This window comes from Adhaeribacter swui (assembly GCF_014217805.1).
Taxonomy (GTDB): domain Bacteria; phylum Bacteroidota; class Bacteroidia; order Cytophagales; family Hymenobacteraceae; genus Adhaeribacter; species Adhaeribacter swui.
In genome coordinates, this window is sequence record NZ_CP055156.1 from 1,120,152 (window position 1) to 1,145,007 (window position 24,856).

Here is a 24,856-nt window from a genome sequence, read left to right on the forward strand (position 1 = left end):
ATTACGGGCGCGTTCTGCCCACTAAAACTAAAGTATCATCCGTTTTCCGGGTCCATTCTTTGTACAGCACGGCGGCTATTACACTGGTATCATGGTTAAGTAAGTCCGGGTGTTTGCTCAAATCCCAGCGGCTTTTCAGGCCATCGGAGTGCAGAACTAACACGTTTGTGTGATTCCAGGGTAGCTGGTGATCGTGGATAGTATTGGGTAAATTGTGCCCTACAATCCCATTGTACGCAATAATACTGCGGGAACCTTCGGTGGATAAAATACGGCCAGATATGTTGCCTATGCCACAATACGTAAGCGTGTTATTTCTTAAATCAATGTTGGCAATATTTATAACTCCGCCCCGGGTACGCACAATATCGCTGTGTATTTGCCGGATCTGGCTGGCAGGAGAAGAATAAGGTTGCTTTTGAAAAGAAGTTATAGCCGCACTGGTAGCCTGATGCGCATTTTCTCCGTGGCCTAAACCATCAACGGTAAGAATCCGGCAAACTTCCTGGTGTTGCACCTTGGTCCAGCCATCGCCGCAATGGGTTTCGCCGGGCTTTGCTACCTGCACAGCATTTAAATCAAACCTTTTGCGCTCACTTGGTTTTGGCTGGTGCCCTTTCTTATACAACCGCGATAACAATACCGTGCCTGAGTCGCGACGGGAATAAATATCAAATTCGTCGGATAACCGTTGAATGGCGCCTAAGCCCTCGCCTTTAGAACCAAACGTAGAAATGCCATCTTCCATCATTCGCCGGGGATCGATCATGCCGGGACCAGCGTCTAAGCAAATAATTTCAATGCCGGTTACTTGGTTCTCGCCTTTAATTGGTTTAACCAGTAACTCCCCGCCTTTAGAGGTATGCTTAATTAAATTGCTGGCCAACTCGGCCACCACAATATTGAGTTTACCTGCATCTACTTCTGAAAACCCAACACTTTCTGCCAGTTTGGTTATATCCCGCTTAACAATATTTAAAAAACTCCGGTCTTGTAGCTCAAACCGCACGTGCAGGTTATAATCCATTTTTCCAACGTATAATGGTTACTGTGGTTCCTTTGCCAGGCTCACTTTTAATATCAAACTCATTAGATAAACGCTTGGCACCGGGCAAACCTAAACCTAAACTGCGGCCCGTAGAAAAGCCATCCTGCATGGCTAATTTTAAATCTTTAATTCCGGGCCCTTTATCGGCAAAAGTTAACCGGATGCCTTTGATATTGTTTTTAACGATTACCTCGATGGTACCCGTACCGCCATCGGCATAGCGGAGCATATTCCGCACGAGTTCACTGGCGGCTGTAATGAGTTTGGTTTGCCCCACCAGGCTCATGCCAATTTTGGCGGCTAATTCTTTAGCCCGGTTCCGGTATAAGATTACATCGGGTTCCCGTTTAATTTCGAAGTTCTCCTTAGATAATGTCATCATAGAGATCTTCCTCGTCGTTTGGTTGGGGCCCAATTTTTTCGCGAAGAAGTTCCATCCCCATCTCTACGTCCAGGGCAGTATGCACCCCGGATAAAGTTAAGCCTAATTCTACCAGGGTAATGGCAACGGCCGGTTGCATGCCCACTACAACTGTTTCGGCGTCCATAATTTTAGACATAGAAGCTATATTGCCTAGTATGCGGCCCATAAAGGAATCAACAATACTCACCGCAGAAATATCAATCAGCACGCCCCGGGCTTCCGTCCGGCTCACCATGTTCATTAAATCACTTTCTAAGGTTAAAGCCAGCCGGTCGTATAAATCTACCTGAATGGTAACGAGTAAAAACTCGCCCATTTTTAAAATTGGTATTCTGTCCATCTTGGTTTTTACCTCACAAATTTCTTCTCTCCGCGGCGTACCTCAATGTTAAGCATACTAAATGCTAATTTTAAGGCGCTCGCCAGCGATGCTTTGGTGTAGATATTAGATAAATCAATGCCCAGGTGCACGATGGTTTGCGCAATCTCGGCCCGGATGCCGCTAATAATGCACTCGGCGCCCATTAAGCGGGTAGCACTTACGGTTTTAATTAAATGCTGGGCCACCAAAGAGTCTACGGCGGGCACTCCGGAAATATCCAGAATGGCAATGCGGCTGCTGGTTTCTACAATTTTTTCCAGTAAGTTCTCCATCACTACCTGGGTGCGGGCACTATCCAGGGTACCAATAATAGGCAGAGCCAGAATACCTTCCCATACCCGGATTACCGGTGTAGATATTTCACTGATTTCGTCGGTTTGCCTCAGAATAACTTCTTCCCGGCCTTTAATAAAAGTTTCAGTGGTTACGATACTTAAACTATCCAGAATATCATTTAACTCTAATACCTCCTGGTACAGCAGTTGGTGGTTATCTTTAAATTCTTGTTGTAAAGCTACCTGTAAGGCCTTTTTAAGGCTAAGCACAAACAAGGTAGTTTCCCGGGGAGAAAACCCCTGACGGGCCCGGGTTATCGAAATTTCGCTCAGTAAATCAATTACAGGTTGATAAGCATCCGCTTCTAAATTAAAAGTACCGCTGTTTAAGGCTTTTAATAGAGCATCTAATAAGTCCTCGGACTGGGCATGTAACTCTTCATTAGAAATTAAGTCTTCCCGAAGGGTTGCGTCGGTTAACTGGTTACTCATCCAAGCCTCCAGAATATACTTTTTATTTTTCTTCAGGTAAGAAGTCGTCTGGGATTGCATAAATTAATGTTGCAGAAAAAGATTAAACCGGTAAACTATTCGCCTTACCAGTTATTGTTAAATTTTGAGTGTCAAAAGTAGCTAATTAGTTTGTTTAACCATAGTAGCGTTTAAACTAAATTATTTAGCTTAAATGGAGCTATTCTTAAGCGCCGCGGCTGACTTAAAAACCCTGATAGCTGGTTATTTTTAAAACTTTGCATGTAATTAGCTGCAACAACGTAGTTAATTCTAACTTTTGTAGCACCTCCTTCTTTCTCCCGGAGTTCAATTATCTAAAAATTAATTCTTTAAAATAGAGGGAATCCGTAAAGCTATTTAGTTCGAAGCCCGCTGGTAATACCTGCTAAATTTTTAAATTTTTTCTTTAACCAGAGACGTACATTTAAAAGCCCGAACCACCGGCTTGGATAGTTCGGGCTTTTAAATGCATTCTAATAACCACTTCTCGCTTGAAACCAGCAAATTTTTAAAAAGTAATCCGAAACGTGGTTCCTTGATTTAAGACACTTTCTACTTTAATTTGTCCTCCCAGTGTATTTACCATTTTTTTTACAATATACAAACCTAAGCCACTTCCTTCTACGTGGGTGTGCAAGCGCTTAAACAACATAAAAATGCTATCCTGCTGATTTGCCGGAATCCCTGATCCGTTATCGATAACCAATAAGCTGATTTTTTCATCTACTTGCTCCAGGTTTATAAGTATTTCGGGTTGCCTTTCCGGAGCCCGGTATTTAATGGCGTTACTTACCAGGTTATACAAAATACTTTTAAATATCTTCCGAGGAAAATGTAATAAGAGTTTTTCGCATCCGGTTACCTGTATTTTAGCCTGCGATTCTAGTATTAAGCTATGTAAATCCTGCTTCACACGCTCCACCAGTTCCAGAAAATTAATTTCTTCTTTTTCTATCACCTTTAAAGAATGATCCGCTTCTATAATAGTGGTGAGGTCTGTAAGGGTTTGCCTAAAATTTTTCAGCGACGACCGCATTAATCTGATAATATCCTGCGTTAATTCCCGGTTTAATGGTTCTTCCAGGATTGTTTGGTCCAGAATATCCACTAAGCTCTCAATATTATTAATTGGTGATTTCAGGTCGTGAGAGGCAGTATGCACAATATTATCCAGGTCCGTATTAGCCGAAGTCAGAACTTTATTTTGCTGTACTAAATCGGTATTAGCCAGGTAACTCTGCTGTAATAAGTTTTGGCTTTGTATATGAAAAGTCAGCAACTCGGTAAACATAGAAAAAGTATCAATAATCTTTTTGGTATTTACCTGGGCCGGCTTGGAATCTATGGCGCAAAGCGTTCCAAAAAAAGTACCATCTGACAAAATAATAGGAAAAGAAATATAGCTCTGTAAGCCGTAAATTCTGGGAGTATGATGATTTTTATACTCCGAACACTCCGCCACGTTATTAATAATAACAGGCTGGCGATGATCCCGGATTTCGTTACAAAGCGTGGTTTCCAGCTGTAGTTCCTCTCCTTCTTTTAAACCAAATTGTACTTTGTCGCGCACGCTGCAGGCAAGCCACTTGGTATCGGTTACCCGGGCTACAGCAGCAAAACCCATTCCGGTTAAATCACAAATAATTTCCAGCATGCTGGGCACAAACGAAATATTTCTAACAACTTCCAGGTCTTTCAGTAAGTTGTCGTGGTTATTAGGCATTCGCAAAGCAAGTTATTAATGCAAGAATAAGTATTAAAAAACAAATTTAATAAAGTGCGTCATCACAATATAGGTTTAGCAAAGCAAATCTTTTCTTGCGAGTACTTGTACATCAATTTACTTTATCGGCATAATACATTATCAGTAAATTATGACAATTATAATTTACTATTAGGTTCTGTAAATTTTAGATAGTAACAAATTAAATTATGGAACCAGCTACAAGAACACGCAAAAAAGTTTAAAACACCCGAAGAATTGCTTACGCCCAGCCACCTTTATGCTTCCTTAAATTGTGCAATTACCTTCAGATAGAGAACTTACCCGAAATTTTTAAATTTTTTGGTTTACAACCTTAAAAGATTCTCAAGCGCCTTGTTTTTAGTATCTTCACCAGCGCTTTTATGATTAAAGCAAATAATTGTTATACAAACCGTTAATCCCGGTTTCTCTATTTCAGGTATGATACTATTTAATAACGGCTATTTCACCTTAGATTACGACCCTACTACCGATACCTTGTTTGTAGATTTACCTGAAATGCGAACGCAGGAGCTAAGCGAAGCAAAACACTGCTTTGATATTATGGTGGAGCATGTAAACAACTACCACGTACATTATCTGTTGCTGGATTCCAGAAAAGCCGTAGTGCAGGTAGATAATGCGGCCTACCACCAGCTTATTTACCAGGTTTCCCAGAAACTGAAGTATACCCATTTAAAAAAGGTAGCCCGCCTGGCTAGTAGCGATTCAACCCTGGAAGGAATGGCGAATAAGGTGCAACAACACGTTTTAAAAAGCGAGCCGGCTTCTTACCTGATTCAAAACTTTACCAGCAGAGAACAAGCCCTGGAATGGCTAACCGGCAAACCCTTCCGCTCTTTTGGCTAGATAAAACGTGGCGGCTGGTAAAGCCTCAGAAGTCCTACTCATTTAACAGCCATAATTTGGCCGATTCCAGGTCCAGGAAAAACTCCATATTAATTAATTTCTCCCGCTTTTGATTAGGTGATGCCTGGTCCATGATGGGGTTTATATCGGTCATCATCAACGTTTCCGGCTGCATAACAATGGCCATTTTTTGTAGTTTACCGCCTTTTAGGAGTGGCCGCATTTTAGTGTACATCCAATGCTGGTCTGTCATGTGCAGGTAAGGCAGCATGCGGGAGTCGGTGAGCCAGTATTTAGCTTTGTGTTCTAAAGCCAGCAAAATAGCTTGCCGGTAACCGCGCCGGTAATCTTCACTGGAGGGGTGCTGCTGCCAGGTTAAGCGCAAAATCGGCCCAATGGCATCTAGTTCAATTTTAAAAATTGTATCTTCAAATAAAAGGTGGAGCTTAGAAGTATAAATCATAAAACTAAATTTATTAGGGTTTTGCTTCTAAATAGCTTAGTAGTAAGTTAACCAAAATTAATAATAGCAAACAAATTATATTAGATAAATTAAATATTATCTTCTTTTACTACTGCTCCAAAACTAATACCTTTAGTTTTTACCACTATAAAACGTAGGTAATGGTCAGGGTGGGTTAAAATGGAGCAAAGAACCAATAGCACCGGAACTGCCCTTTTCCAGATCAATTCTGCCGAGGATTCCTGCACTACCATTAAAATAGCAGCAACGAACTTGGGTTGAATAAGCTAGTTTATCTGCTTGTAAGTTAAGGCAGCATTTCTGTTGCCTCCAACCAGCCTAACCCAAAGCAACTTTGCCCCGGAAACTTCCGCAGAAAAATGGCACGTTATTGAATTTTTAAATTTTTAAAATAATGGTAACAATTTACCTGCTAATGGTATGTAACAAAAGGCAATAGCTACACAGCTCAGGAGCCCTCCTAATGCTATTAATCTGTGCCGCGTTTGTTTAAAATTAGCCTTCCCCTTATTTAATAATTAATACATACTATGAAAGCACCTTTATCTATCTTTTACCTGGTTCAACAAAACCGGGTATTCCCCCGCTGGCGCCACCTCGTAAGCGCTATCCTGTTGCTCCTCCTCGGTTTACCAATGGTAACTTTTGCTCAGAATAAAATTTGGGATAAAACTTTCGGCACTAAAAACCAAGATGTAATCACATCCTGGCAACAAACCCAAGATGGCGGCTTTATTTTAGGCGGCTATACTGATCTGGGCATTAAAGGCGATCCGGCAGATCCTGACAGAAGATTTTTAAATTATTGGGTAATTAAATTAAAAGCGGATGGTACCAAAGAATGGGATAAAACCTACGGTGGCAGACAACAAGATGAGTTGGCCGTGGTACAGCAGACGCAGGATGGCGGCTATATTCTGGGAGGCACTTCCAGTTCCATTAAAAGCGGCGATAAAAGCCAGGATAGTCGGGGTAACGAAGATTACTGGATCGTGAAGCTGGATGCAAACGGCAACAAAGTTTGGGATAAAACCTATGGTGGTAGTAACTATGATTACCTAACCGCACTTCAACAAACTCAGGATGGTGGATACCTGGTGGGTGGCAGTTCCGAGTCGAGCAACACGGGCGATAAAACCGAAAAAATTAAAACGGAGGGCCTGGATGATTATTGGGTCCTGAAACTAAGAGCTGATGGCACGAAAGAATGGGACAGAACCATTGGGGGTAATAGTACCGATGAATTGATAGCGCTAGCGCAAACCCAGGATGGTGGCTATATATTGGGCGGATCTTCTGGCTCAGAAAAGGGCTTCGACAAAAGTGAAAACGGAAGAGGCGACCAGGATTACTGGTTGGTAAAACTTAAAGCAGACGGTAGCAAACTCTGGGATAAAACCTTTGGCGGCGATCAGGCGGATTATTTAGCGTCTTTCCGGCAAACCCAGGACGGCGGCTATATCCTGGCCGGATCTTCCGGCTCCGGCATTTCCGGTGATAAATCCGAAGCTAGCAAAGGCGGAAAAAACAATCCGAATGGCTTTGGCCTTACTGATGATTATTGGGTAGTAAAGCTCCGGGCAAATGGCACAAAAGTGTGGGATAAAACTATTGGCGGCAATGGCGATGACCGTTTAACTTCGGTGCAACAGACACAAGATGGTGGGTATTTATTAGGAGGCTGGTCATTAACCGATTTAAACGGCGACAAAACCGAAATTTTAAAAAAAATCTTTACGCCCGATTATTGGATTGTAAAACTACAGGCCGACGGGCAAAAAGCCTGGGATAGAAGCATTGGCGGAGAAGCTGAAGATTACCTTCAGTCGGTGAAGCAGATTTCTGATGGTTCCTACGTTTTGGCGGGTAACTCTAATTCTGGCATTAGCGGCGATAAGTCCCAAGCCAATTTAGGCGCTTCCGACTTCTGGCTAGTCAAGCTGGAAAATACCATCCGTCAAAACCAAAGCATTTTCTTTACATCGTCCATCTTACTAAACCGGGCACTAGGCGACGCTCCTTTTGCGTTGGAGGCAACGGCTAGTTCGGGGTTACCTGTTTCATACCGCGTTATTTCGGGCCCGGCTACCATCAGCGGCAATACCATCAAACTTACGGGCGTTGGTTCGGTGCACATTCAAGCTTATCAGCCCGGTAATGCCACGTATAACGCTACCGTTATAGATCGCCGGTTTACCGTAGAAGAAAAGAAGGTAGTGCAGAAAAAATGGGATAGGACTTACGGCGGAAGTAACCGGGATATCCTTACCAGCCTTATTCCCACTCCGGATGGCGGCTACATAGCCGGTGGGTATTCCCGTTCCGGAAAAACCGGCGATAAAAGCAATGCCAGTAAAGGCGCCACGGACTATTGGCTGGTTAAACTAAATAGTCAGGGAACCAAAGTGTGGGATAAAGCCTACGGGGGCAATGCCGCCGATAGTTTAACTGCCCTAATCGCCACGCCAGACGGAGGGTATTTGTTGGGTGGCTATTCTGTTTCGGGTAGTTCCGGTGATAAAAGCCAGGGCACTAAAGGCAGCAGCGATTATTGGGTGGTAAAAACCGATGCCGACGGTACCAAAATCTGGGACCGCACCTTTGGCGGCAACTCCGTAGATAAACTTACGGCCCTGGCAGTTGCTCCGGATGGGGGCTATTTACTGGCAGGGTCTTCTGCTTCCATTAAATCCGGCGATAAAAGTCAGTTTAGCCAAGGCAGCAGCGATTACTGGATTGTAAAAATAGATACCAACGGCAAAAAACTCTGGGACCGGACATATGGAGGAAATGCCTCGGACCGGCTCGCGGCTTTGGTGGTAGCACCAGAGGGCGGGTATTTGCTTGGGGGAACTTCTGCCTCGGGTAAATCCGGCGATAAAAGTGAAGTTAGCCGGGGTTTTGAAGATTATTGGATCGTGCGTTTAAATGCAGACGGCAGCAAACAGTGGGATAAAACCTACGGCGGGCTAAAAGAGCGCCATTCCTCCTTTGAAAATTGCGATTGGGAAGGTGACCTGGAAAATTGCTTTATCGAGGTAGGAAGCTCCACGTTAACTTCATTAATTACCACCGCAGATGGGGGCTACTTGCTGGGGGGTTATTCTAATGCGGAACAAGGAGCAGAAAAATCTGATGCGAACCAGGGCACCAATGAGAACAATGCGTATTACCACGATTATTGGGTGGTAAAAATTAACGATAAAGGAGTTAAAGCTTGGGATAAAACATATGGCGGCCTTATCTACTCAGATAGAGATAACGGCGGCAGTTATCTGGCCTCTATAACTACTACCCCAGATGGCAATTACATTCTGGCTGGCACTTCCAACTCCGAAAAAGGAAAAGATAAAACAGAAAGTAGCCGGGTGGGCGAACCTTACCCTTATCCGGTAGATGAAGAAAACGGAATCATTACGGCCATCAACCCAAGCCGCAACGATTATTGGGTACTTAAGATTAACACGGAAGGAACTAAAAAATGGGATAGAACCCTGGGTAGCCGGGATTATGATACGCTTCAAGTAGTGGTGCCCACGCCCGATGGCGGTTTCTTGCTGGGCGGCTCTTCTGTAGCTGGTATTGGCGGCGATAAAACGGCCGCCGCCCGGGATACTACCAACCCATTCTCGCAGGACCAAGGCGATTTCTGGCTCGTGAAAATAGCAGACGAATCCGTGCCGCTGGCCAAGCAATGGAACATGCGCTACGGCGGCATGGACACGGATAATTTTACGTCCGTAATTAAAACCAGTGATGGCGGGTACTTAAGTGGCGGTTACACCAACTCGGCTGTTAGCGGTGATAAAACCCAAGGTAGCCAGGGCAAGAACGATTACTGGATTGTTAAATCCGATAAAAACGGCTATAAACTCTGGGACAAACGCTTTGGCGGCAACGACCAGGATTACCTGAACCGGGTGATTCAAACGGCTGATGGTGGTTATCTTTTAGCGGGGTCTTCTTTCTCGGGTAAAAGTGGCGACAAATCAGAAGGCAGTAAAGGCAACCGCGATTTTTGGGTAATAAAAACCGATGCCCTGGGCAACAAGCAATGGGATAAAACCTATGGCGGCACGGGCGAAGACGAGTTAGAAAAAGTAGTTCAATTGGCTAGCGGCGAATATGTGCTGGGCGGTTACAGCAGCTCGCCGGTGAGCGGCGATAAAACCCAGTCCAGCCAAGGGGGTACCGATTTCTGGTTAGTGAAAATCAGCGCTACTGGCATTAAAATCTGGGATAAGCGGTACGGTGGCACGGCCAACGAAGATTTAGGCAGCTTTACCGAAACCAGCGACGGCGGCTTTTTCCTGGGTGGCAGCACAGTATCGGGCAAAGGCGGCGATAAAACCCAATCTAGCCGCGGCGCCAGCGATTTCTGGGCCGTAAAAACCGATAAAGACGGCAATCTGGTTTGGGAAAAAACCTTTGGCGGCGATGGCCAGGACGGAGCCTTTTCGGTGCGCCAAATTCCGGATGGAAACTTTTACCTAGCTGGCAGTACCAGTTCCAAAGCTAGCGGCGAAGTAAGCCAAACCAGCCGGGGCGAGCTGGATTATTGGCTAATTAAACTAGATAAACAGGGCACGAAACTGTGGGATAAGCGTTTTGGCGGCAGTAAAAATGATGTACTACGCGCCAGCACCTACACCAACCAAGGGCATTATATTTTAGCTGGTACCTCTTACTCCAACACCGGCGGCGATAAAACCCAGGACAGCCAGGGCGCGGGCGATTACTGGGTAGTAGAAGTAGATGAAAACGGCAACAAAGTGCAGGACCAACGCTATGGCGGCAACGGCGAAGACGAATTGCGCACAATAACGCCAACCAAAGACGGCGGCTTGCTGTTGGGCGGCCGGTCCAATTCCGGCGTTAGCGGCGACCGTACCCAGCCCAGCCAAGGCAGCACCGATTACTGGCTGGTGAAAGTTGCGCCTGCAAACGCTGCCCAGGTAGCAGCCCAAGCCGCTCCATTAGGACCAGAAGAACCATTCCCCGCAGAACTAACACATTTAGCAGCTTATCCTAACCCGTTCCAGGAACGCGTAACGGTGCGCTTTTCCTTGCTCCAAACGCAAGCGGCTACCCTCCGGATACTCGATAACCAAGGACAACCCGTAGCTACCTTGTTCCAGGGAGAAGCTCAAGCCAATAAAAAGTACGAAGTAGAATGGCAAGCCGGTAAACAAGAAAATGGCTTGTATCTGCTGCAACTGCAAACCTCGTCGGGGCAAAACACCCAGAAACTTATCCTGGCAAAGTAAAATTTTTAAAATTTTTAACTTCTGAAAGCCGGCCGGAGACCTCTCCCCGGCTTTCGTGTTTTTTATGGAGCTAAGTAAGAATTTTTAATCACATGGTACATAGCGGAGTATAGCAAGCCTCAAGTGTTAGAAACACAATATTCTTTTGATTTGCTTTTACGAGAAGTTTGTTTACTCCAAAGGCTAATTTCTCTTATATAAGCTAAAAGGAGTTTATTTAACAAAAGGAAAACGGTACTTTTAGCAGTCTAAATTATTGTTCATTAATTACCGGATGAAAAAAGCCCTAATGAAAGAATATGAAGCAATATGATAATCTGAGTTACTAGTAAGAATTGCATCATATTGCCAAAATAGTAAAAGTTACTGTCCAAGATTTACTGGAAGAAGATTAATGACTACAGAAAAACAAATTGAAGAAAATCTAATCAAGCAACTTACCGAACTTAAGTACATTCATCGGAAAGATATTGTTGATAGGAAAACACTTGAACAGAACTTCAAAACTAAGTTTGAGGCACTTAACCGGATTAAACTGACTGAAAGTGAATTTCTACGCTTACGGGAAGAAATTATTAATCCGGATGTTTTTGCAGCTTCTAAATTATTACGGGAAAGACAGTACTTTCAACGGGAAGACGGCACCCCACTTCATTATACCTTAGTTAACATTAAAGATTGGTGCAAAAACGAGTATGAAGTTGTTAGTCAGTTGCGCATCAATACCGAAAACAGCCACCAACGCTATGATGTGATCCTGCTGATAAACGGTTTGCCTGTCGTACAAATCGAATTGAAAAAGCTGGACATTTCGCACCGGAAGGCCATGCAGCAAATTGTAGACTACAGAAATGACCCAGGCAATGGCTATACCAATTCGTTGCTGTGTTTTATGCAGTTATTTATTGTAAGTAACGGTTCCAGAACGCTCTATTTTGCTAATAATAAAAATCAGCATTTTAATTTTAATGCCGACGAGCAATTTTTACCAGTATATGAATTTGCTGACAGAGATAATAAGAAAATCAACGATTTGCATGAGTTTGCTGAAAAGTTTCTGACCAAGTGCACGCTGGGCGAAATGATTAGCAAGTATATGGTTTTGGTAGAAAGCGAACAGAAGCTGTTGGTGATGCGGCCCTACCAGATTTATGCGGTAAAAGCTATTGTTGATTGCATTCATCAAAACCGGGGCAACGGCTATATCTGGCACACGACGGGTAGCGGTAAAACCTTGACTTCTTTTAAAGCATCTACCCTGTTAAAAGAAAATCAGGATATAGAGAAATGCCTTTTCGTGGTAGACCGGAAAGATCTGGACCGGCAAACCCGCGAAGAATTTAATAAATTTCAGGAAGGCAGTGTAGAAGAAAACACCAATACCGAAACGTTGGTAAGGCGTTTACTTTCTACGGATTATGCCGACAAGGTAATTGTTACTACTATTCAAAAATTAGGATTAGCCCTGGATGGCACCAATAAGAAAAACTATAAAGAACGCTTAAAACCGTTGAGTAATAAGCGAATAGTATTCATTTTTGATGAGTGCCACCGTTCGCAGTTCGGAGAAAATCATAAAGCAATTAAAGAGTTTTTCCCGCAGGCACAGTTGTTTGGTTTTACAGGTACGCCCATATTTGACGAAAACGCGACGCAAAAAATCAGAGAAGACCAATATGAAACGTATAAGACTACAGAATCGATTTTTGAAAAGGAATTACATGCCTACACCATTACCAATGCCATAGAAGACAAAAATGTACTGCGTTTTCATATAGATTATTTTAAAGGCAAAGGCACCCAGACCCCTAAGCCAGGAGAGCCAATTGCCCAACAGGCAGTAGTAGAAGCCATTCTGGATAAGCACAATGCCGCTACCAATTCCAGGCGGTTTAATGCTATACTGGCAACAGCTTCCATCAACAATGCTATTGAATATTACCAGCTTTTTAAAGAGACCCAAAAGAAGAAGGCCGCCAATGAAGATTATGTACCCCTAAATATTGTTTGCGTGTTTTCTCCGCCGGCGCAGTTAATTGCAAAAAATGGCGACCAGCAAAGTCAGAAAAACGCAGCCGATGTAAAGCAATTACAAGAAGATTTACAACAGGAAAAAGAAGATAATCAAACTAATCCGGAAGAAAAGAAAAAAGCTTTAACGGAAATTATTACTGACTACAATTTGCAATTTGGTACCAACCACAACATCAACGAATTTGATTTGTATTACCAGGATGTGCAAACGCGCATTAAAAACCAGAAATACAGCAATAAAGATTACCCGCACAAGAACAAAATAGATGTTACCATAGTGGTGGATATGCTATTGACTGGTTTTGACTCTAAGTACCTCAATACCTTGTACGTAGACAAAAACCTGAAATATCACGGCTTGATACAAGCCTTTTCCCGTACCAACCGGGTGCTGAACGATACCAAACCATACGGTAATATTTTAGATTTTCGCTCGCAACAAGAAGCGGTAAACCAAGCTATCGGGCTCTTTTCCGGTAAAGATAAAGGAGAAGCGAAAGAAATTTGGCTGGTGGATCCGGCTCCGGTGGTTATTGCGGAATACCAGAAAGCGGTAGCCGCTTTAGGCGAATTTATGCAACAACACAATTTAGTAAACGAACCGCAGGAAGTGTACAACCTGAAAGGCGATGCGGCCCGCATTACTTTCGTAAAAAACTTTAAGGAAGTACAACGCCTCAAAACCCAATTAGACCAATACACCGACCTGAACGAAACCCAACGAGCCAAAATTGAAACCATTTTGCCTAAAGAAAAGCTGCAGGCGTTCAGAAGTTCTTACCTGGAAACCGCCAAGCAGTTACGAGAAATCCAGCAAAAAGAAGGCGACCAGGCACCACCTGACATTCAACAACTGGATTTTGAATTGGTACTTTTTGCTTCGGCAGTGATTGATTACGACTACATTATGGCTTTAATTGCCGACAGCACGCAGCAGAAACCGGCCAAACAAAAAATGACCAAGGCTCAGGTAATTAACTTGCTGAGTTCTAATTCTAACCTGATGGATGAGCAGGAAGATTTAACCGATTACATTAACAGCTTGGACTGGAACAGCGGGCAAGATGTAAATACTTTACGGCGAGGCTATGACACTTTTAAAACCGAGAAAAACGAAAAAGAATTAACGGCTATTGCCCACCAACACGGCTTGCAAACTGCCGACTTGAAAGTTTTTGTAGATGGCATTATGAGCCGGATGATTTTTGACGGCGAAAAGCTCACCGACCTGTTGGAGCCGCTGGAACTAAGCTGGAAAGAACGCCGGGTAAAAGAGTTGGCCTTAATGGAAGACTTAGTACCCCATTTAAAAAAAATAGCTCAAGGACGCGAAATATCTGGGTTAGCCGCTTATGAGTAAGGTTGTCAGAATCAGGATTTACAAGATGAAGGGATAAACAGGATTTTATATTGAAATAATTTTAGCACCTGATGAAACCGAAACTTAAGATGAAGCAAAAACCAAATAACATCAATAAATTTTTAAATCCTGCAAATCCTGATTCTGACAAATGACTTTAGATGAATTAACATACAAGATAAATGGCTGTGCCATGAAGGTACACAATACTCTTGGCAACGGATTTCAAGAAGTCATTTATCAGAGGTGTTTGGCAATTGAATTTAGTAAAGCGGGAATTTCTTTTGAAAGAGAGCAGGAACATACCATTTATTATGAAGGGATTGAGGTAGGTACACGAAGAGCGGACTTTGTAATAGAAAAAAGTGTAGTGTTAGAATTAAAAGCCTTAATAAATTTGGAAGATGTGCATTTAGCTCAAGCCAAAAATTATATAGTAGCCTACAACAAGCCCATTGGATTGTTAATCAATTTTGGAAGCCAGAGCTTACAAATTAAAAAGGTATTTAATCCCAAATACAAAGCCTGAATCAGAACTTTTAAGATTATAAGATGAACAGGATTTTACATTAAAAAATAAAATAAGAAAATGCAACATCATAAAATGAGCTTAATTAACCTTAAAATCAAGAAATCCTTAAATCTTGTAAATCCTGATTCAGATAAATGAGTAAAGAGGTAAACAACGACAATGCTTTTTTTACCGAAATCAGTCAATTGTTGCAGCTGGCCAGAAGCAAAGCTTACCAGGCGGTAAATACCTTGATGGTGCAAACGTATTGGCAAATAGGCAAGCGCATTGTAGAAAAAGAACAACAAGGGCAAAGTCGTGCGGGCTATGGCGATTATCTAATTACCAATCTATCTCGGCACTTATCCAACAGCTTTGGCAAAGGCTTCTCCGAAGCTAATTTAAAGAATATCAGGCAGTTTTATATTACCTTCCCGCATTTTGAGCAATTGGATACGCACCGCGTAGCGAATTTGAGCTGGACCAATATCCGGCTTATTATGCGGCTCCCGGATGCAAAAGAACGGGATTATTACCTGAAAGAAGCTGCCGAACAAAACTGGAGTTCCCGGGTGCTGGAGCGTAATATTAAAAGTGGTTATTACCGGCGTTTGCTTTCTACGCAACAAAATATACCGGCTACCGAAACCGATAAATACCGTCCGGCCGATTTTATAAAAGACCCTTATGTAGCGGAGTTTTTAGATGTGCCCGAAGATTTAACCGGCAAGGAATCGGTGCTGGAAAATGCCTTAATTGGCAACTTGCAAAAGTTCTTACTCGAACTAGGAAAAGGCTTTTCGTTCGTAGACCGCCAAATGCGCATTAGTACCGAAAGCGCCCATTTTTACCTCGACTTGGTTTTTTATAATTACTTGCTCAAATGTTTTGTAGTAATTGATTTAAAAACTACCAAACTCAGCCACGCCGACATTGGGCAAATGGATATGTACGTGCGCATGTTTGATGCCCTAAAGCGGGGTGAAGACGATAACCCCACTATTGGTATTATTCTTTGTGCCGAAAAAGACGAGACCATGGTAAAATACTCGGTACTGCAAGAAAACAAACAGCTTTTTGCCTCTAAATACCAAACCGTACTGCCTAGCGAAGAAGAGCTGGCCGACATGATTGCCGACCGAAACCGCAAATTAATTGAGAATGCAGAATAATAAATTAGTGCCCAAATTACGCTTTCCAGAGTTTGAAAACGAGGAAGATTGGGAAGAGAAGTTTGTTGGAGATGTTTATGAATTTAGGGTCACTAATTCATTTTCACGGGAAAATTTAAACTATGAAAAAGGGTATGTAAAAAATATTCATTATGGCGATATTCACACTAAGTTTAATACACTTTTTGATATTGCAAAAGAGAAAGTGCCATTTATTAACCCAGATGTTCCAATAGATAAAATAAAGGAAGAAAACTATTGTATTGAAGGAGACATAATATTTGCCGATGCCTCTGAAGATCTGAATGATATAGGTAAAAGCATTGAAATTGTTAGTTTAGAAAATGAACAATTAGTTTCTGGCTTACACACTTTACTAGCAAGACAAAAGGAAAATAAATTATTCATAGGCTTCGGAGGATATTTATTTAAATCTCATACTGTTAGGCAGCAAATACAGAAGGAAGCACAAGGAGCAAAAGTCTTAGGAATTTCAGCTGCAAGGATTTCTAAGGTTAAGATTTCATATCCTAAAAATCTTAAAGAACAGCAAAAAATCGCTTCCTGCCTTTCTTCTTTAGATGAATTAATTGCTGCCCACAGCCAAAAATTAGAAGCCTTAAAAGCACATAAAAAAGGCTTGATGCAAAACCTATTCCCCCAAGAAGGGGAAACTGTTCCAAAATGCCGCTTTCCGGAGTTTGCGAATGATGGGGAGTGGGAAAAAAGTTTATTAGGAAAATTAGGAAAGTTTTTAGGAGGAGGAACACCTGAAAGGTCAAATAATAATTACTGGATTGGAAGGATTCCTTGGATTTCCAGCTCTGATATTGGTGAAGATAATATTCATAACATCTCAATTACTCGATTTATAAATGAGCTGGCAGTAAAAGAATCTGCCACAAAGATAATTCCTAGAGGGAGCATTTTATTTGTATCAAGAGTAGGCGTCGGGAAATTGGCAATTAACCAACAAGAGCTTTGCACTAGTCAGGACTACACTAATTTTATTCCTTATACAATTTTAAATTATTTTATTGGGTATTATTTTTCTGCAAACAAACATCTTCTGCAAACATTGAATCAAGGTACTTCTATTAAAGGTTTTTCAAAGGCCGACTTAGAAAATATTGAGTTATATTATCCTAAAAGCAAAAAAGAACAGCAAAGAATAGCCGACTGTCTTTCTGCTTTAGATGCTTTAATCACTGCACAAGTTGAGAAAATAGAGCAATTGAAACTTCATAAAAAAGGATTGATGCAGGGCTTGTTTCCAAAAGTAATTGAATAATAGATGAGCGAAAGGGCAAAAGTATACAAGTACAAAAATCTAACTAAAGTTGCAGTTAGGTTAAGAGATGATTTAAACGACCATTATTTTGTATTACTATATGCTTACAATGGCACTGGGAAAACCCGTCTTTCTATGGAATATAAAGATAGAAGTAAAAAGCGCAGAGGAAATCCTACCCAAGATACACTCTATTATAATGCTTACACAGAGGACCTTTTTCATTGGAATAATGACCTTGAAAATGATACAGAAAGACATTTAATAATTAATAGAGATTCAAAATTTTTTGAAGGCTTTAGAGAGTTAGCACTTGAAGAGAAAATATTCGCCTATTTAGAACGATACGCAGAGTTCGATTTTAAAATAGATTACGATGATTGGATAATCGTTTTTAGCAAGCAAGTTAAAAATCCAAGATACAGGCCCGAAACAACAGAAGCAGAATATATAAAGCAAGATTATATTAAGATATCCAGAGGCGAAGAAAACATATTTATTTGGTGCATTTTTCTCGCTATTTGTGAATTAGCTATAGATAAAGCGGCATCTTATAGTTGGGTAAAATATATCTATATAGATGACCCGATTTCTTCGCTTGATGACAACAACGCTATCACGGTAGCCAGCGATTTGGCTCAATTACTAAAAAGAGGAAAGGATACCGTAAAAGTAGTTATCTCCTCCCACCACTCGTTATTCTTTAATGTAATGTATAACGAGCTCAGGAATATGGAGCACAAGAGTCATTTCTTACATAAAAACGGTACGGACGGTTATATACTAAGAGCTACCGACGACACGCCATTTTTTCATCATGTTGCTTTATTAACCGAGTTAAAAAAAGCAGCGGATACAGGAAAGGTAAATACCTACCATTTTAATATGCTACGTAGTGTTTTGGAAAAAACATCAACCTTTTTTGGTTATGATGAATTTTCTAAATGCATTTACGGTGTAGATGACGAAGTACTTTTTTCTCGTGCTTTAAATTTACTGAGTCACGGGAAATACTCTGTTTATCAACCTGTTGAAATGAATATAGATAATAAAGACCTGTTTAAAAGAATATTGAATGCGTTTTTGGAGAAACATCAATTCCAATTACCTGAAATATTTGCTTAAAAATTTATAATGACACAAAAAGAACAACAGCAATTGGGTAAAACCCTTTGGAATATAGCCGATAACTTACGCGGAGCCATGAATGCGGACGATTTTCGCGATTATATGCTTTCGTTTTTATTCCTGCGGTATTTATCCTACAACTACGAAGAGGCCGCTAAGAAAGAATTGGGTAGAGATTATCCAGATGACACTCCAGGGGATGTAATGTCTACACTTAAGGTTAAAACACCTTTAGAGATATGGTACAATGAGAACCCTGATGATGTTATATACTTTGAACAACAGATGCGCAGGAAGGTGCATTATGTAATAAAGCCCCAACACCTTTGGAGCAATATCACAGAACTGGCACGTACACAAGATGGCGAATTGTTAGCCACGCTGGATAAAGGCTTCAGGTTCATCGAAAATGAATCTTTTGATAATTCATTTCAAGGTTTGTTTTCTGAAATAAATTTAAATTCAGAAAAGCTTGGCAAAACTCTACCTGAAAGGAATAAAAAACTTTGCAATATAATTCAGAAAATAGCGGAAGGCATTCGGGATTTCTCCACTGATTCCGACACGCTGGGCGATGCGTACGAGTATTTAATTGGTCAGTTTGCCGCTGGTTCCGGTAAAAAGGCCGGTGAGTTTTACACCCCGCAACAAATCTCGACTATTCTTTCTAAAATTGTCATTCTAGATAGTCATAACCCTACAACAGGTCCAAAGCTAAAACTGGATAAAGTGCTGGATTTTACCTGTGGCTCCGGTTCCTTATTGCTAAACGTAAGAAGGCGCATCAAAGAAAACGGCGGCAGCGTTGGTAAAATTTACGGCCAGGAAAAAAATATTACCACCTACAACCTGGCCCGCATGAATATGCTCTTACACGGCATGAAAGACACCGAGTTCGAGATATTCCACGGCGACACCCTGGAGAACCAATGGGATTTACTCAACGAAATGAATCCAGCCAAAAAGATAGAATTTGATGCCATTGTCGCCAATCCGCCTTTTAGCTTACGCTGGGAACCCAATGATACCTTAGCCGAAGATTTCCGCTTTAAAAGCTACGGTTTAGCCCCCAAGTCCGCTGCCGATTTTGCGTTCTTGTTGCACGGCTTCCATTTTTTAGGCAAAGAGGGCACCATGGCGATTATATTACCCCATGGCGTTTTATTCCGGGGCGGGGCCGAAGAAAAAATCCGTACCAAACTCTTAAAAGACAATAATATTGATACAGTCATTGGATTACCTTCTAATTTGTTTTATTCCACGGGTATTCCGGTTTGTATTCTGGTTTTAAAAAAATGCAAAAAAGAAGACGATGTTTTATTTATCAATGCCAGTGAACAGTATGAAAAAGGGAAAAGGCAAAATAGTTTAGGTGAAAACCATTTAGAAGCTATTATCCAAACATACAAATACCGCAGCGAAAGAGAGCGCTATTCCCGTCGGGTTTCCATAGAAGAAATCCAAAGGAACGGCTATAACTTGAATATTTCCCGATACGTCAGCACCTCCCTTGACGAAGAGAAAATTGACCTTAAAAAAGTAAATGCCGATTTAGCCCAGATTGAGCAGCGAATAAAAAGCAGTACGGAAACCCATAATAAGTTTTTGAAAGAATTAGGCTTAGATTTAATTTAAATTTATTACGCATACCACTACTTGAGGGCACATGGCAACCAAAGGAACCAGGATTGCCGTGTGCCTTCGTATTAATGAGTAAATAGCAAGTGTAAGTGGAGCGTAAAACAATGCTTGAAAACAATATCGAATTAAGTAAAAATTGAAAATTTATAAATTTCTTATCGCTAGTCAGGGCACAAACTATCAGCAAGAAGCTACTGAACAATGAATAACTTAGCATAATACCAACACGAAAACATTGCTAACTCCCCCATCAACCAATATCACCGGCCAGCCAGCTTAGAATTAATAATAAAATAACCTGGCGGGTTTATTTCCTGCGCGCTTTCGAGTAATTTGCCTGTATCTTTTACCGGAATAAAAAACAGCTTATGAAATGAGGGGAGCAAATCTGTTTTTTAAAAATGTATTAAGTCGTTTAGTAGAAGTAAAATGCCAGATTCAAGAAGAGAATTTTTAAAAAAAGCGGCCGTTTTAACCACCGGTGCGGGTTTGCTGGGTGCCTTGCCGGCTTCTATCCAAAAAGCTTTGGCCATTAATGCCGCCCCCGGCAGCACCTATCTGGATGCCGAACACATTGTTTTTTTAATGCAGGAAAACCGCTCCTTCGATCATGCTTATGGTACGTTGCAAGGGGTAAGGGGCTTTAGCGACCCGCGGGCCATCGAGCTACCGAATAAAAACAAAGTATGGCTGCAATCTAACGCGGCTGGGCAAACGTATGCGCCTTTTCGCTTGAACCTGAAAGACACTAAATCTACCTGGATGAGTGCTTTGCCGCATTCGTGGGCTGACCAGGTAGATGCCAGGAACAATGGCAAATACGATAAATGGTTGGATTTTAAAAATTCGGGCAATAAAGACTACGCCCACTTACCCTTAACCCTGGGCTACTTTAACCGGGCCGATATTCCTTTTTACTACTCCCTGGCCGATGCTTTTACCGTTTGCGACCAGTATTTTTGTTCGGCCTTAACGGGTACCAGCCCGAACCGGTGTTACTTCTGGACCGGTACCATTCGCGAAGAGCAGCACGAAAAATCCAAAGCTCACGTCTGGAACGGCGAAATTGACCACAAAGATTTGCGCTGGACTACCTTTCCGGAGCGGTTAGAAGATGCGGGAGTTTCCTGGAAAGTTTACCAGAACGAACTAAGTATTAGCACCGATTTAGAAGGCGAAAAAGAGGCTTGGCTCGCCAATTTTACCGATAACGATTTAGAGTTTTTTGCCCAGTACAACGTGCGCCTACACGCCAAACACCTGGAATATCTGCAAAAAAGGCCCGTTTCTTTAAAACAAGAAATAGAAGCTTTAGAAAAAGAAAATCAGCAGAACAAACTAAACGACGAGCAGAAAAAACAACTCGAAAAAAAGAAAAAAGATTTAGCGGCTATTCTGCAGGAGCAAAAAGAATGGACCCAGGAACGCTACAACAAACTAAGCGACCGGGAGAAAAGTATTCATGGCAAAGCCTTTGTTACCAACCTCCACGACCCGGATTACCACGAACTTACCCGGCTTACTTACAATGATAACGGCACGGAGCGCGAAGTAAATGTACCAAAAGGCGATGTGTTACACCAGTTCCGGAAAGATGTGCAATCTGGTAATTTGCCTACGGTTTCCTGGTTGGTAGCTTCTTCTAATTTCTCCGACCATCCGGGTTCGCCGTGGTACGGGGCCTGGTACGTGTCGGAAGTTCTGGATATTTTAACCCAAAATCCGGAAGTCTGGAAAAAGACCATTTTTGTTTTAAACTACGACGAAAACGACGGCTACTTTGATCATGTTCCCCCGTTTGTTCCGCCGCACCCAGATCGCCCCGAAACCGGTTTAGCTTCTAAAAACCTGGATACCCGGGTAGAGCACGTTACCATGGCCCAGGAAAAAGAAAGAGGCTACTCCGCCGACCGGCTGCGCGAAAGTCCGATTGGTTTAGGCTACCGGGTACCCATGGTTATAGCTTCGCCCTGGAGCCGGGGCGGTTGGGTAAATTCGCAGGTATTCGACCATACCTCCTGCCTGCAGTTTTTAGAAACATTTTTAAATAAAAAGACTGGCAAAAAAATAAAAGAATCTAACATTAGTGCGTGGCGGCGCAGCATTTGCGGCGACTTAACTTCGGTTTTCCGGCCTTACAACAACGAAAAATTTACCCTGCCGGATTCTGTTAATAAAAACGCCTTTTTTCAAAGTGTTCATCAGGCCAAATTCAAAGATTTGCCTACGGGTTTTAAATTATTAAATCCGCAAGAAGTAGAAAGCATTAATAAAAATACTCATACTTCGGAGTTGTTGCCGCAACAAGAGCAAGGCACTCGCAACTCCTGCGCTTTACCTTACCAGATTTACGCTAACGGCCAGCTTAACGCCGATAAAACTGCCTTTGAAGTAAGCTTTGCTTCCGGCAATGAAGTTTTTGGCGACAAAACCGCAGGCGTTCCTTTTCAGGTGTATGCCCCGGGTACGTTCCGGCAAACCAACGCCCAACAGCAACTAATCTCCGACACCATGACCAACTGGGCTTTTGCCGTAAACGCCGGCGACCAACTGGCCCATGCCTGGCCCCTGGCAGCTTTTGAGAACAACGCCTACCATTTAAGATTGTACGGTCCCAACGGTTTCTTCCGGGAATTTAGGGGCAACACGCAAGATCCGGCCTTAGAAATACAATTAGAGTATGAGCGCAACCCGAAAAACAAAAAGCAGCTAATTGGCAACGCCCAATTAACAATTAAAAATACCAGCAAAAACCAGGCGTATACTTTAGAGATTATCGACCATGCGTATAAGGCCCATGATTTAAAAAAAGTAATAAAACCCAACGCTTCCGGTCCGGCTGAGGTAACCTTAAACCTGGATTTAAAGCGCAGTTCTAACTGGTACGATTTCAGTGTAAAAGTAACGGGGCACGTTACCTACGAACAAAGATTTGCCGGCCGGGTAGAAACGGGCAAACACGGTTCCACCGATCCGTTTATGGGCCGGGTAGTTGTTTAGGATGTTTATTATTTAACGTGAATTCGAGATAAGCTATTCTTACTCATCTCCGTCATCGTGCAGAATTCAAAAAATTCCAGAAAGATCTAATCGGTTACCTACTGGTTAAATTCTTCTGGGATTCTCTAAACTCTGCAGGATGACTTAAATGGGAAAAATAAAACCGACAGGTCCCTAAAGTAAGTCACGGAAGTAACTTCCGCGCCATAGTGCGCCTGGAGGCGGGAATCGGGTCCAAAGAAAACGCCATCGAGCAAAACTAATGGTAGCTTATTAATACGATTTAGTATCAACTACATGGTAAATAGTAAAATTTTAAAAATAGAAATATCCGTCTGGGCGTTTCTATTTTTTTAATGTAAGCTGTAGCGGCGAAGCTTTGCACTGGGCAAAAGTTTGTAAATACGCGTCCCACTCTGCCTGATTTTTAAAATTTTCACTTTTGGTCCAGCCAAAACCGGCGTAATAAACGATCGTGTTTTTTTGTGGTTTGGTGATTACCAAAAGTTGACTGTGATCTTTTGCTTTTACCCGCCAATCTTTGTATTGCTGAACGGCGGCAGGCGAAACAACAATGCCCGTTCCCAGAAAAGCATCATCCATGGGCTCCCAGTACCGGAACCAACCCTGCGATGGATTAACTTTTACTTCGCCTTTTTTATCATGCAGGGCAATGCCAACGGTAACATTGGGCAACGTTTGATTGCTGCGGAGCGTTACTTCATAGCGGGTTAAATTACTGCCCAAATCCAGGCTGATACGCTTTTTTTCCTGAATAATGCTATTACCGGCTTGCCAGGGAGCATAGGTCAGTTCAAATAAAGTCCGGATAGGACCCGTAGCGAGTATTTTGTATTGTACAAAGTTTTTAGATACGTACAGCGAGTCGTTCAGGAAAACGCCGATGCCCCCAACGCCCCGGCTAGGCCCCACCTGGTACGGGTCGTAACCTTCGCCATGATCGACGTGGTAAGACCCGCCCTGGGTGCTGTTGTTTCGGTACCATTTATCTATGATGGGGTAATTTACCCGTTTCAGCCAGGCATCGATGCCGCTGGTGAGGGTGCCGCCGGGTTTGTTTTGCTCCACTAATTGCTGCGCCACCGGCCCATACGTACGAAAAGCCACCCGGTCGTTTTCCCAGGCAAAATCATCGGTACGTTCGGGCACGAACCGCGCATAGGTAGTTAATTTACTCCGTGGTGCCGCAGCACCGGGTTGGCGGCCGGACACGCTAAACTTTTTCTCAGCATTTGCCGGAATGTTGATCTGGAATAAAATTTCGTCAATGGTGCCATCCCCATTATTATCCAGCGGCTGACTTACCAGCACACTATCGGTTGTTACATCTTTGATTTGCAATTGGGCCGCACCAAAAGCTTTTACCAGTTTATTAATTTTAGAAACCGGAATGCTGATGGTTTCGGAGGTACGCGCTCTATTTAAATTATTCTTCACCGAGAAATACACCACGGGTTCTTTCGTATGAAAAGCGAAAATCCCAATTAAAACCAACAACATACTCGCGATTACCATTTTTCGGGTGAGAGTAAAGTTCTGCATTATTCTTTGTTAAAGGTTTATGCTACGCTGAGGCTTCGGGTAATAATAAACAAGCTTTTGGCAGATTATCTAAAAGCTGAGGCAGATATTTCACTCATAAATAATTGCGGTCATTCAGGAAGAACCTATTTGGCTACGTAGCCGAATGG

Annotated in this window: 16 protein-coding genes; 9 read left to right on the forward strand and 7 right to left on the reverse strand. The window is 42.4% G+C overall.

From position 1 onward, the window contains the following. Position 1: 1 nt before the first annotated feature. From HUW51_RS05690 to HUW51_RS05710, 5 genes are all read right to left on the reverse strand, one after another. Positions 2-1,027 (reverse strand): ATP-binding protein, encoded by a 1,026-nt coding sequence (locus HUW51_RS05690; protein WP_185273026.1) that lies wholly within the window; start codon positions 1,025-1,027, stop codon positions 2-4. Then, entirely contained in the window at positions 1,017-1,430 is a 414-nt protein-coding gene (locus HUW51_RS05695; RefSeq protein ID WP_185273027.1) for an anti-sigma regulatory factor, read from the reverse strand. The genes HUW51_RS05690 and HUW51_RS05695 overlap by 11 nt, the downstream gene beginning before the upstream one ends. Continuing rightward, positions 1,414-1,812: an STAS domain-containing protein gene (locus HUW51_RS05700; RefSeq protein WP_185273028.1), complete on the reverse strand. Its 399-nt coding sequence runs from the start codon at positions 1,810-1,812 to the stop codon at positions 1,414-1,416. Before HUW51_RS05700 ends, HUW51_RS05695 begins: the two co-directional genes overlap by 17 nt. Positions 1,813-1,820: 8 nt before the next feature. Next, complete coding sequence (locus tag HUW51_RS05705) at positions 1,821-2,681, reverse strand: STAS domain-containing protein (RefSeq protein ID WP_185273029.1); 861 nt, start codon at positions 2,679-2,681, stop codon at positions 1,821-1,823. A gap of 469 nt (positions 2,682-3,150) precedes the next feature. After that, positions 3,151-4,365 (reverse strand): sensor histidine kinase, encoded by a 1,215-nt coding sequence (locus HUW51_RS05710; RefSeq protein WP_185273030.1) that lies wholly within the window; start codon positions 4,363-4,365, stop codon positions 3,151-3,153. A 462-nt stretch (positions 4,366-4,827) separates the two neighbouring features. Here HUW51_RS05710 and HUW51_RS05715 point away from each other — a divergent pair, with 462 nt between their 5' ends. Then, on the forward strand, positions 4,828-5,256 hold the full coding sequence (locus HUW51_RS05715; protein ID WP_185273031.1) for a hypothetical protein: 429 nt from the start codon (positions 4,828-4,830) through the stop codon (positions 5,254-5,256). 34 nt (positions 5,257-5,290) lie between these two features. Here the strand turns inward: HUW51_RS05715 and HUW51_RS05720 are convergent, their stop codons facing one another. Further along, positions 5,291-5,719 (reverse strand): hypothetical protein, encoded by a 429-nt coding sequence (locus HUW51_RS05720; RefSeq protein ID WP_185273032.1) that lies wholly within the window; start codon positions 5,717-5,719, stop codon positions 5,291-5,293. A 551-nt stretch (positions 5,720-6,270) separates the two neighbouring features. Here HUW51_RS05720 and HUW51_RS05725 point away from each other — a divergent pair. The 8 genes from HUW51_RS05725 to HUW51_RS05760 all read left to right on the forward strand — a co-directional run bounded on the left by HUW51_RS05725 (position 6,271) and on the right by HUW51_RS05760 (position 23,144). Continuing rightward, positions 6,271-11,007 (forward strand): T9SS type A sorting domain-containing protein, encoded by a 4,737-nt coding sequence (locus HUW51_RS05725; RefSeq protein WP_185273033.1) that lies wholly within the window; start codon positions 6,271-6,273, stop codon positions 11,005-11,007. 394 nt (positions 11,008-11,401) lie between these two features. Further along, positions 11,402-14,401 carry a type I restriction endonuclease subunit R gene (locus tag HUW51_RS05730; RefSeq protein ID WP_185273034.1) on the forward strand — a complete coding sequence of 1,000 codons (3,000 nt, stop codon included), beginning with the start codon at positions 11,402-11,404 and terminating at the stop codon, positions 14,399-14,401. Positions 14,402-14,552: 151 nt separating this feature from the next. Continuing rightward, positions 14,553-14,930 carry a GxxExxY protein gene (locus HUW51_RS05735; RefSeq protein WP_185273035.1) on the forward strand — a complete coding sequence of 126 codons (378 nt, stop codon included), beginning with the start codon at positions 14,553-14,555 and terminating at the stop codon, positions 14,928-14,930. A gap of 137 nt (positions 14,931-15,067) precedes the next feature. After that, positions 15,068-16,084, forward strand: coding sequence for a PDDEXK nuclease domain-containing protein (locus HUW51_RS05740; protein ID WP_185273036.1), 1,017 nt, complete (start codon positions 15,068-15,070; stop codon positions 16,082-16,084). Then, the gene (locus tag HUW51_RS05745; RefSeq protein ID WP_185273037.1) at positions 16,074-17,375 is read left to right on the forward strand and encodes a restriction endonuclease subunit S; all 1,302 of its coding nucleotides are present in this window, start codon (positions 16,074-16,076) and stop codon (positions 17,373-17,375) included. The genes HUW51_RS05740 and HUW51_RS05745 overlap by 11 nt, the downstream gene beginning before the upstream one ends. A 3-nt stretch (positions 17,376-17,378) precedes the next feature. Next, positions 17,379-18,500, forward strand: a complete 1,122-nt coding sequence (locus HUW51_RS05750; RefSeq protein WP_185273038.1) for an AAA family ATPase — start codon at positions 17,379-17,381, stop codon at positions 18,498-18,500. Positions 18,501-18,509: 9 nt separating this feature from the next. Continuing rightward, positions 18,510-20,138, forward strand: a complete 1,629-nt coding sequence (locus HUW51_RS05755) for a type I restriction-modification system subunit M (protein ID WP_185273039.1) — start codon at positions 18,510-18,512, stop codon at positions 20,136-20,138. 435 nt (positions 20,139-20,573) lie between these two features. Beyond that, positions 20,574-23,144: a phosphocholine-specific phospholipase C gene (locus HUW51_RS05760; RefSeq protein WP_185273040.1), complete on the forward strand. Its 2,571-nt coding sequence runs from the start codon at positions 20,574-20,576 to the stop codon at positions 23,142-23,144. Between the two features lie 345 nt (positions 23,145-23,489). Here the strand turns inward: HUW51_RS05760 and HUW51_RS05765 are convergent, their stop codons facing one another. Beyond that, a complete protein-coding gene (locus tag HUW51_RS05765; RefSeq protein WP_185273041.1) occupies positions 23,490-24,707 on the reverse strand; it encodes a DUF4861 domain-containing protein in 1,218 nt (405 codons plus the stop codon). Positions 24,708-24,856: the final 149 nt, after the last annotated feature.

Excerpts from the sequence above, each read along its gene's own strand:
- HUW51_RS05690 (WP_185273026.1), bottom strand. The coding sequence starts at position 1,027 with ATGGATTATAACCTGCACGTGCGGTTTGAGCTACAAGACCGGAGTTTT.
- HUW51_RS05695 (WP_185273027.1), bottom strand. The coding sequence starts at position 1,430 with ATGATGACATTATCTAAGGAGAACTTCGAAATTAAACGGGAACCCGAT.
- HUW51_RS05700 (WP_185273028.1), bottom strand. The coding sequence starts at position 1,812 with ATGGACAGAATACCAATTTTAAAAATGGGCGAGTTTTTACTCGTTACC.
- HUW51_RS05705 (WP_185273029.1), bottom strand. The coding sequence starts at position 2,681 with ATGCAATCCCAGACGACTTCTTACCTGAAGAAAAATAAAAAGTATATT.
- HUW51_RS05710 (WP_185273030.1), bottom strand. The coding sequence starts at position 4,365 with ATGCCTAATAACCACGACAACTTACTGAAAGACCTGGAAGTTGTTAGA.
- HUW51_RS05715 (WP_185273031.1), top strand. The coding sequence starts at position 4,828 with ATGATACTATTTAATAACGGCTATTTCACCTTAGATTACGACCCTACT.
- HUW51_RS05720 (WP_185273032.1), bottom strand. The coding sequence starts at position 5,719 with ATGATTTATACTTCTAAGCTCCACCTTTTATTTGAAGATACAATTTTT.
- HUW51_RS05725 (WP_185273033.1), top strand. The coding sequence starts at position 6,271 with ATGAAAGCACCTTTATCTATCTTTTACCTGGTTCAACAAAACCGGGTA.
- HUW51_RS05730 (WP_185273034.1), top strand. The coding sequence starts at position 11,402 with ATGACTACAGAAAAACAAATTGAAGAAAATCTAATCAAGCAACTTACC.
- HUW51_RS05735 (WP_185273035.1), top strand. The coding sequence starts at position 14,553 with ATGACTTTAGATGAATTAACATACAAGATAAATGGCTGTGCCATGAAG.
- HUW51_RS05740 (WP_185273036.1), top strand. The coding sequence starts at position 15,068 with ATGAGTAAAGAGGTAAACAACGACAATGCTTTTTTTACCGAAATCAGT.
- HUW51_RS05745 (WP_185273037.1), top strand. The coding sequence starts at position 16,074 with ATGCAGAATAATAAATTAGTGCCCAAATTACGCTTTCCAGAGTTTGAA.
- HUW51_RS05750 (WP_185273038.1), top strand. The coding sequence starts at position 17,379 with ATGAGCGAAAGGGCAAAAGTATACAAGTACAAAAATCTAACTAAAGTT.
- HUW51_RS05755 (WP_185273039.1), top strand. The coding sequence starts at position 18,510 with ATGACACAAAAAGAACAACAGCAATTGGGTAAAACCCTTTGGAATATA.
- HUW51_RS05760 (WP_185273040.1), top strand. The coding sequence starts at position 20,574 with ATGCCAGATTCAAGAAGAGAATTTTTAAAAAAAGCGGCCGTTTTAACC.
- HUW51_RS05765 (WP_185273041.1), bottom strand. The coding sequence starts at position 24,707 with ATGCAGAACTTTACTCTCACCCGAAAAATGGTAATCGCGAGTATGTTG.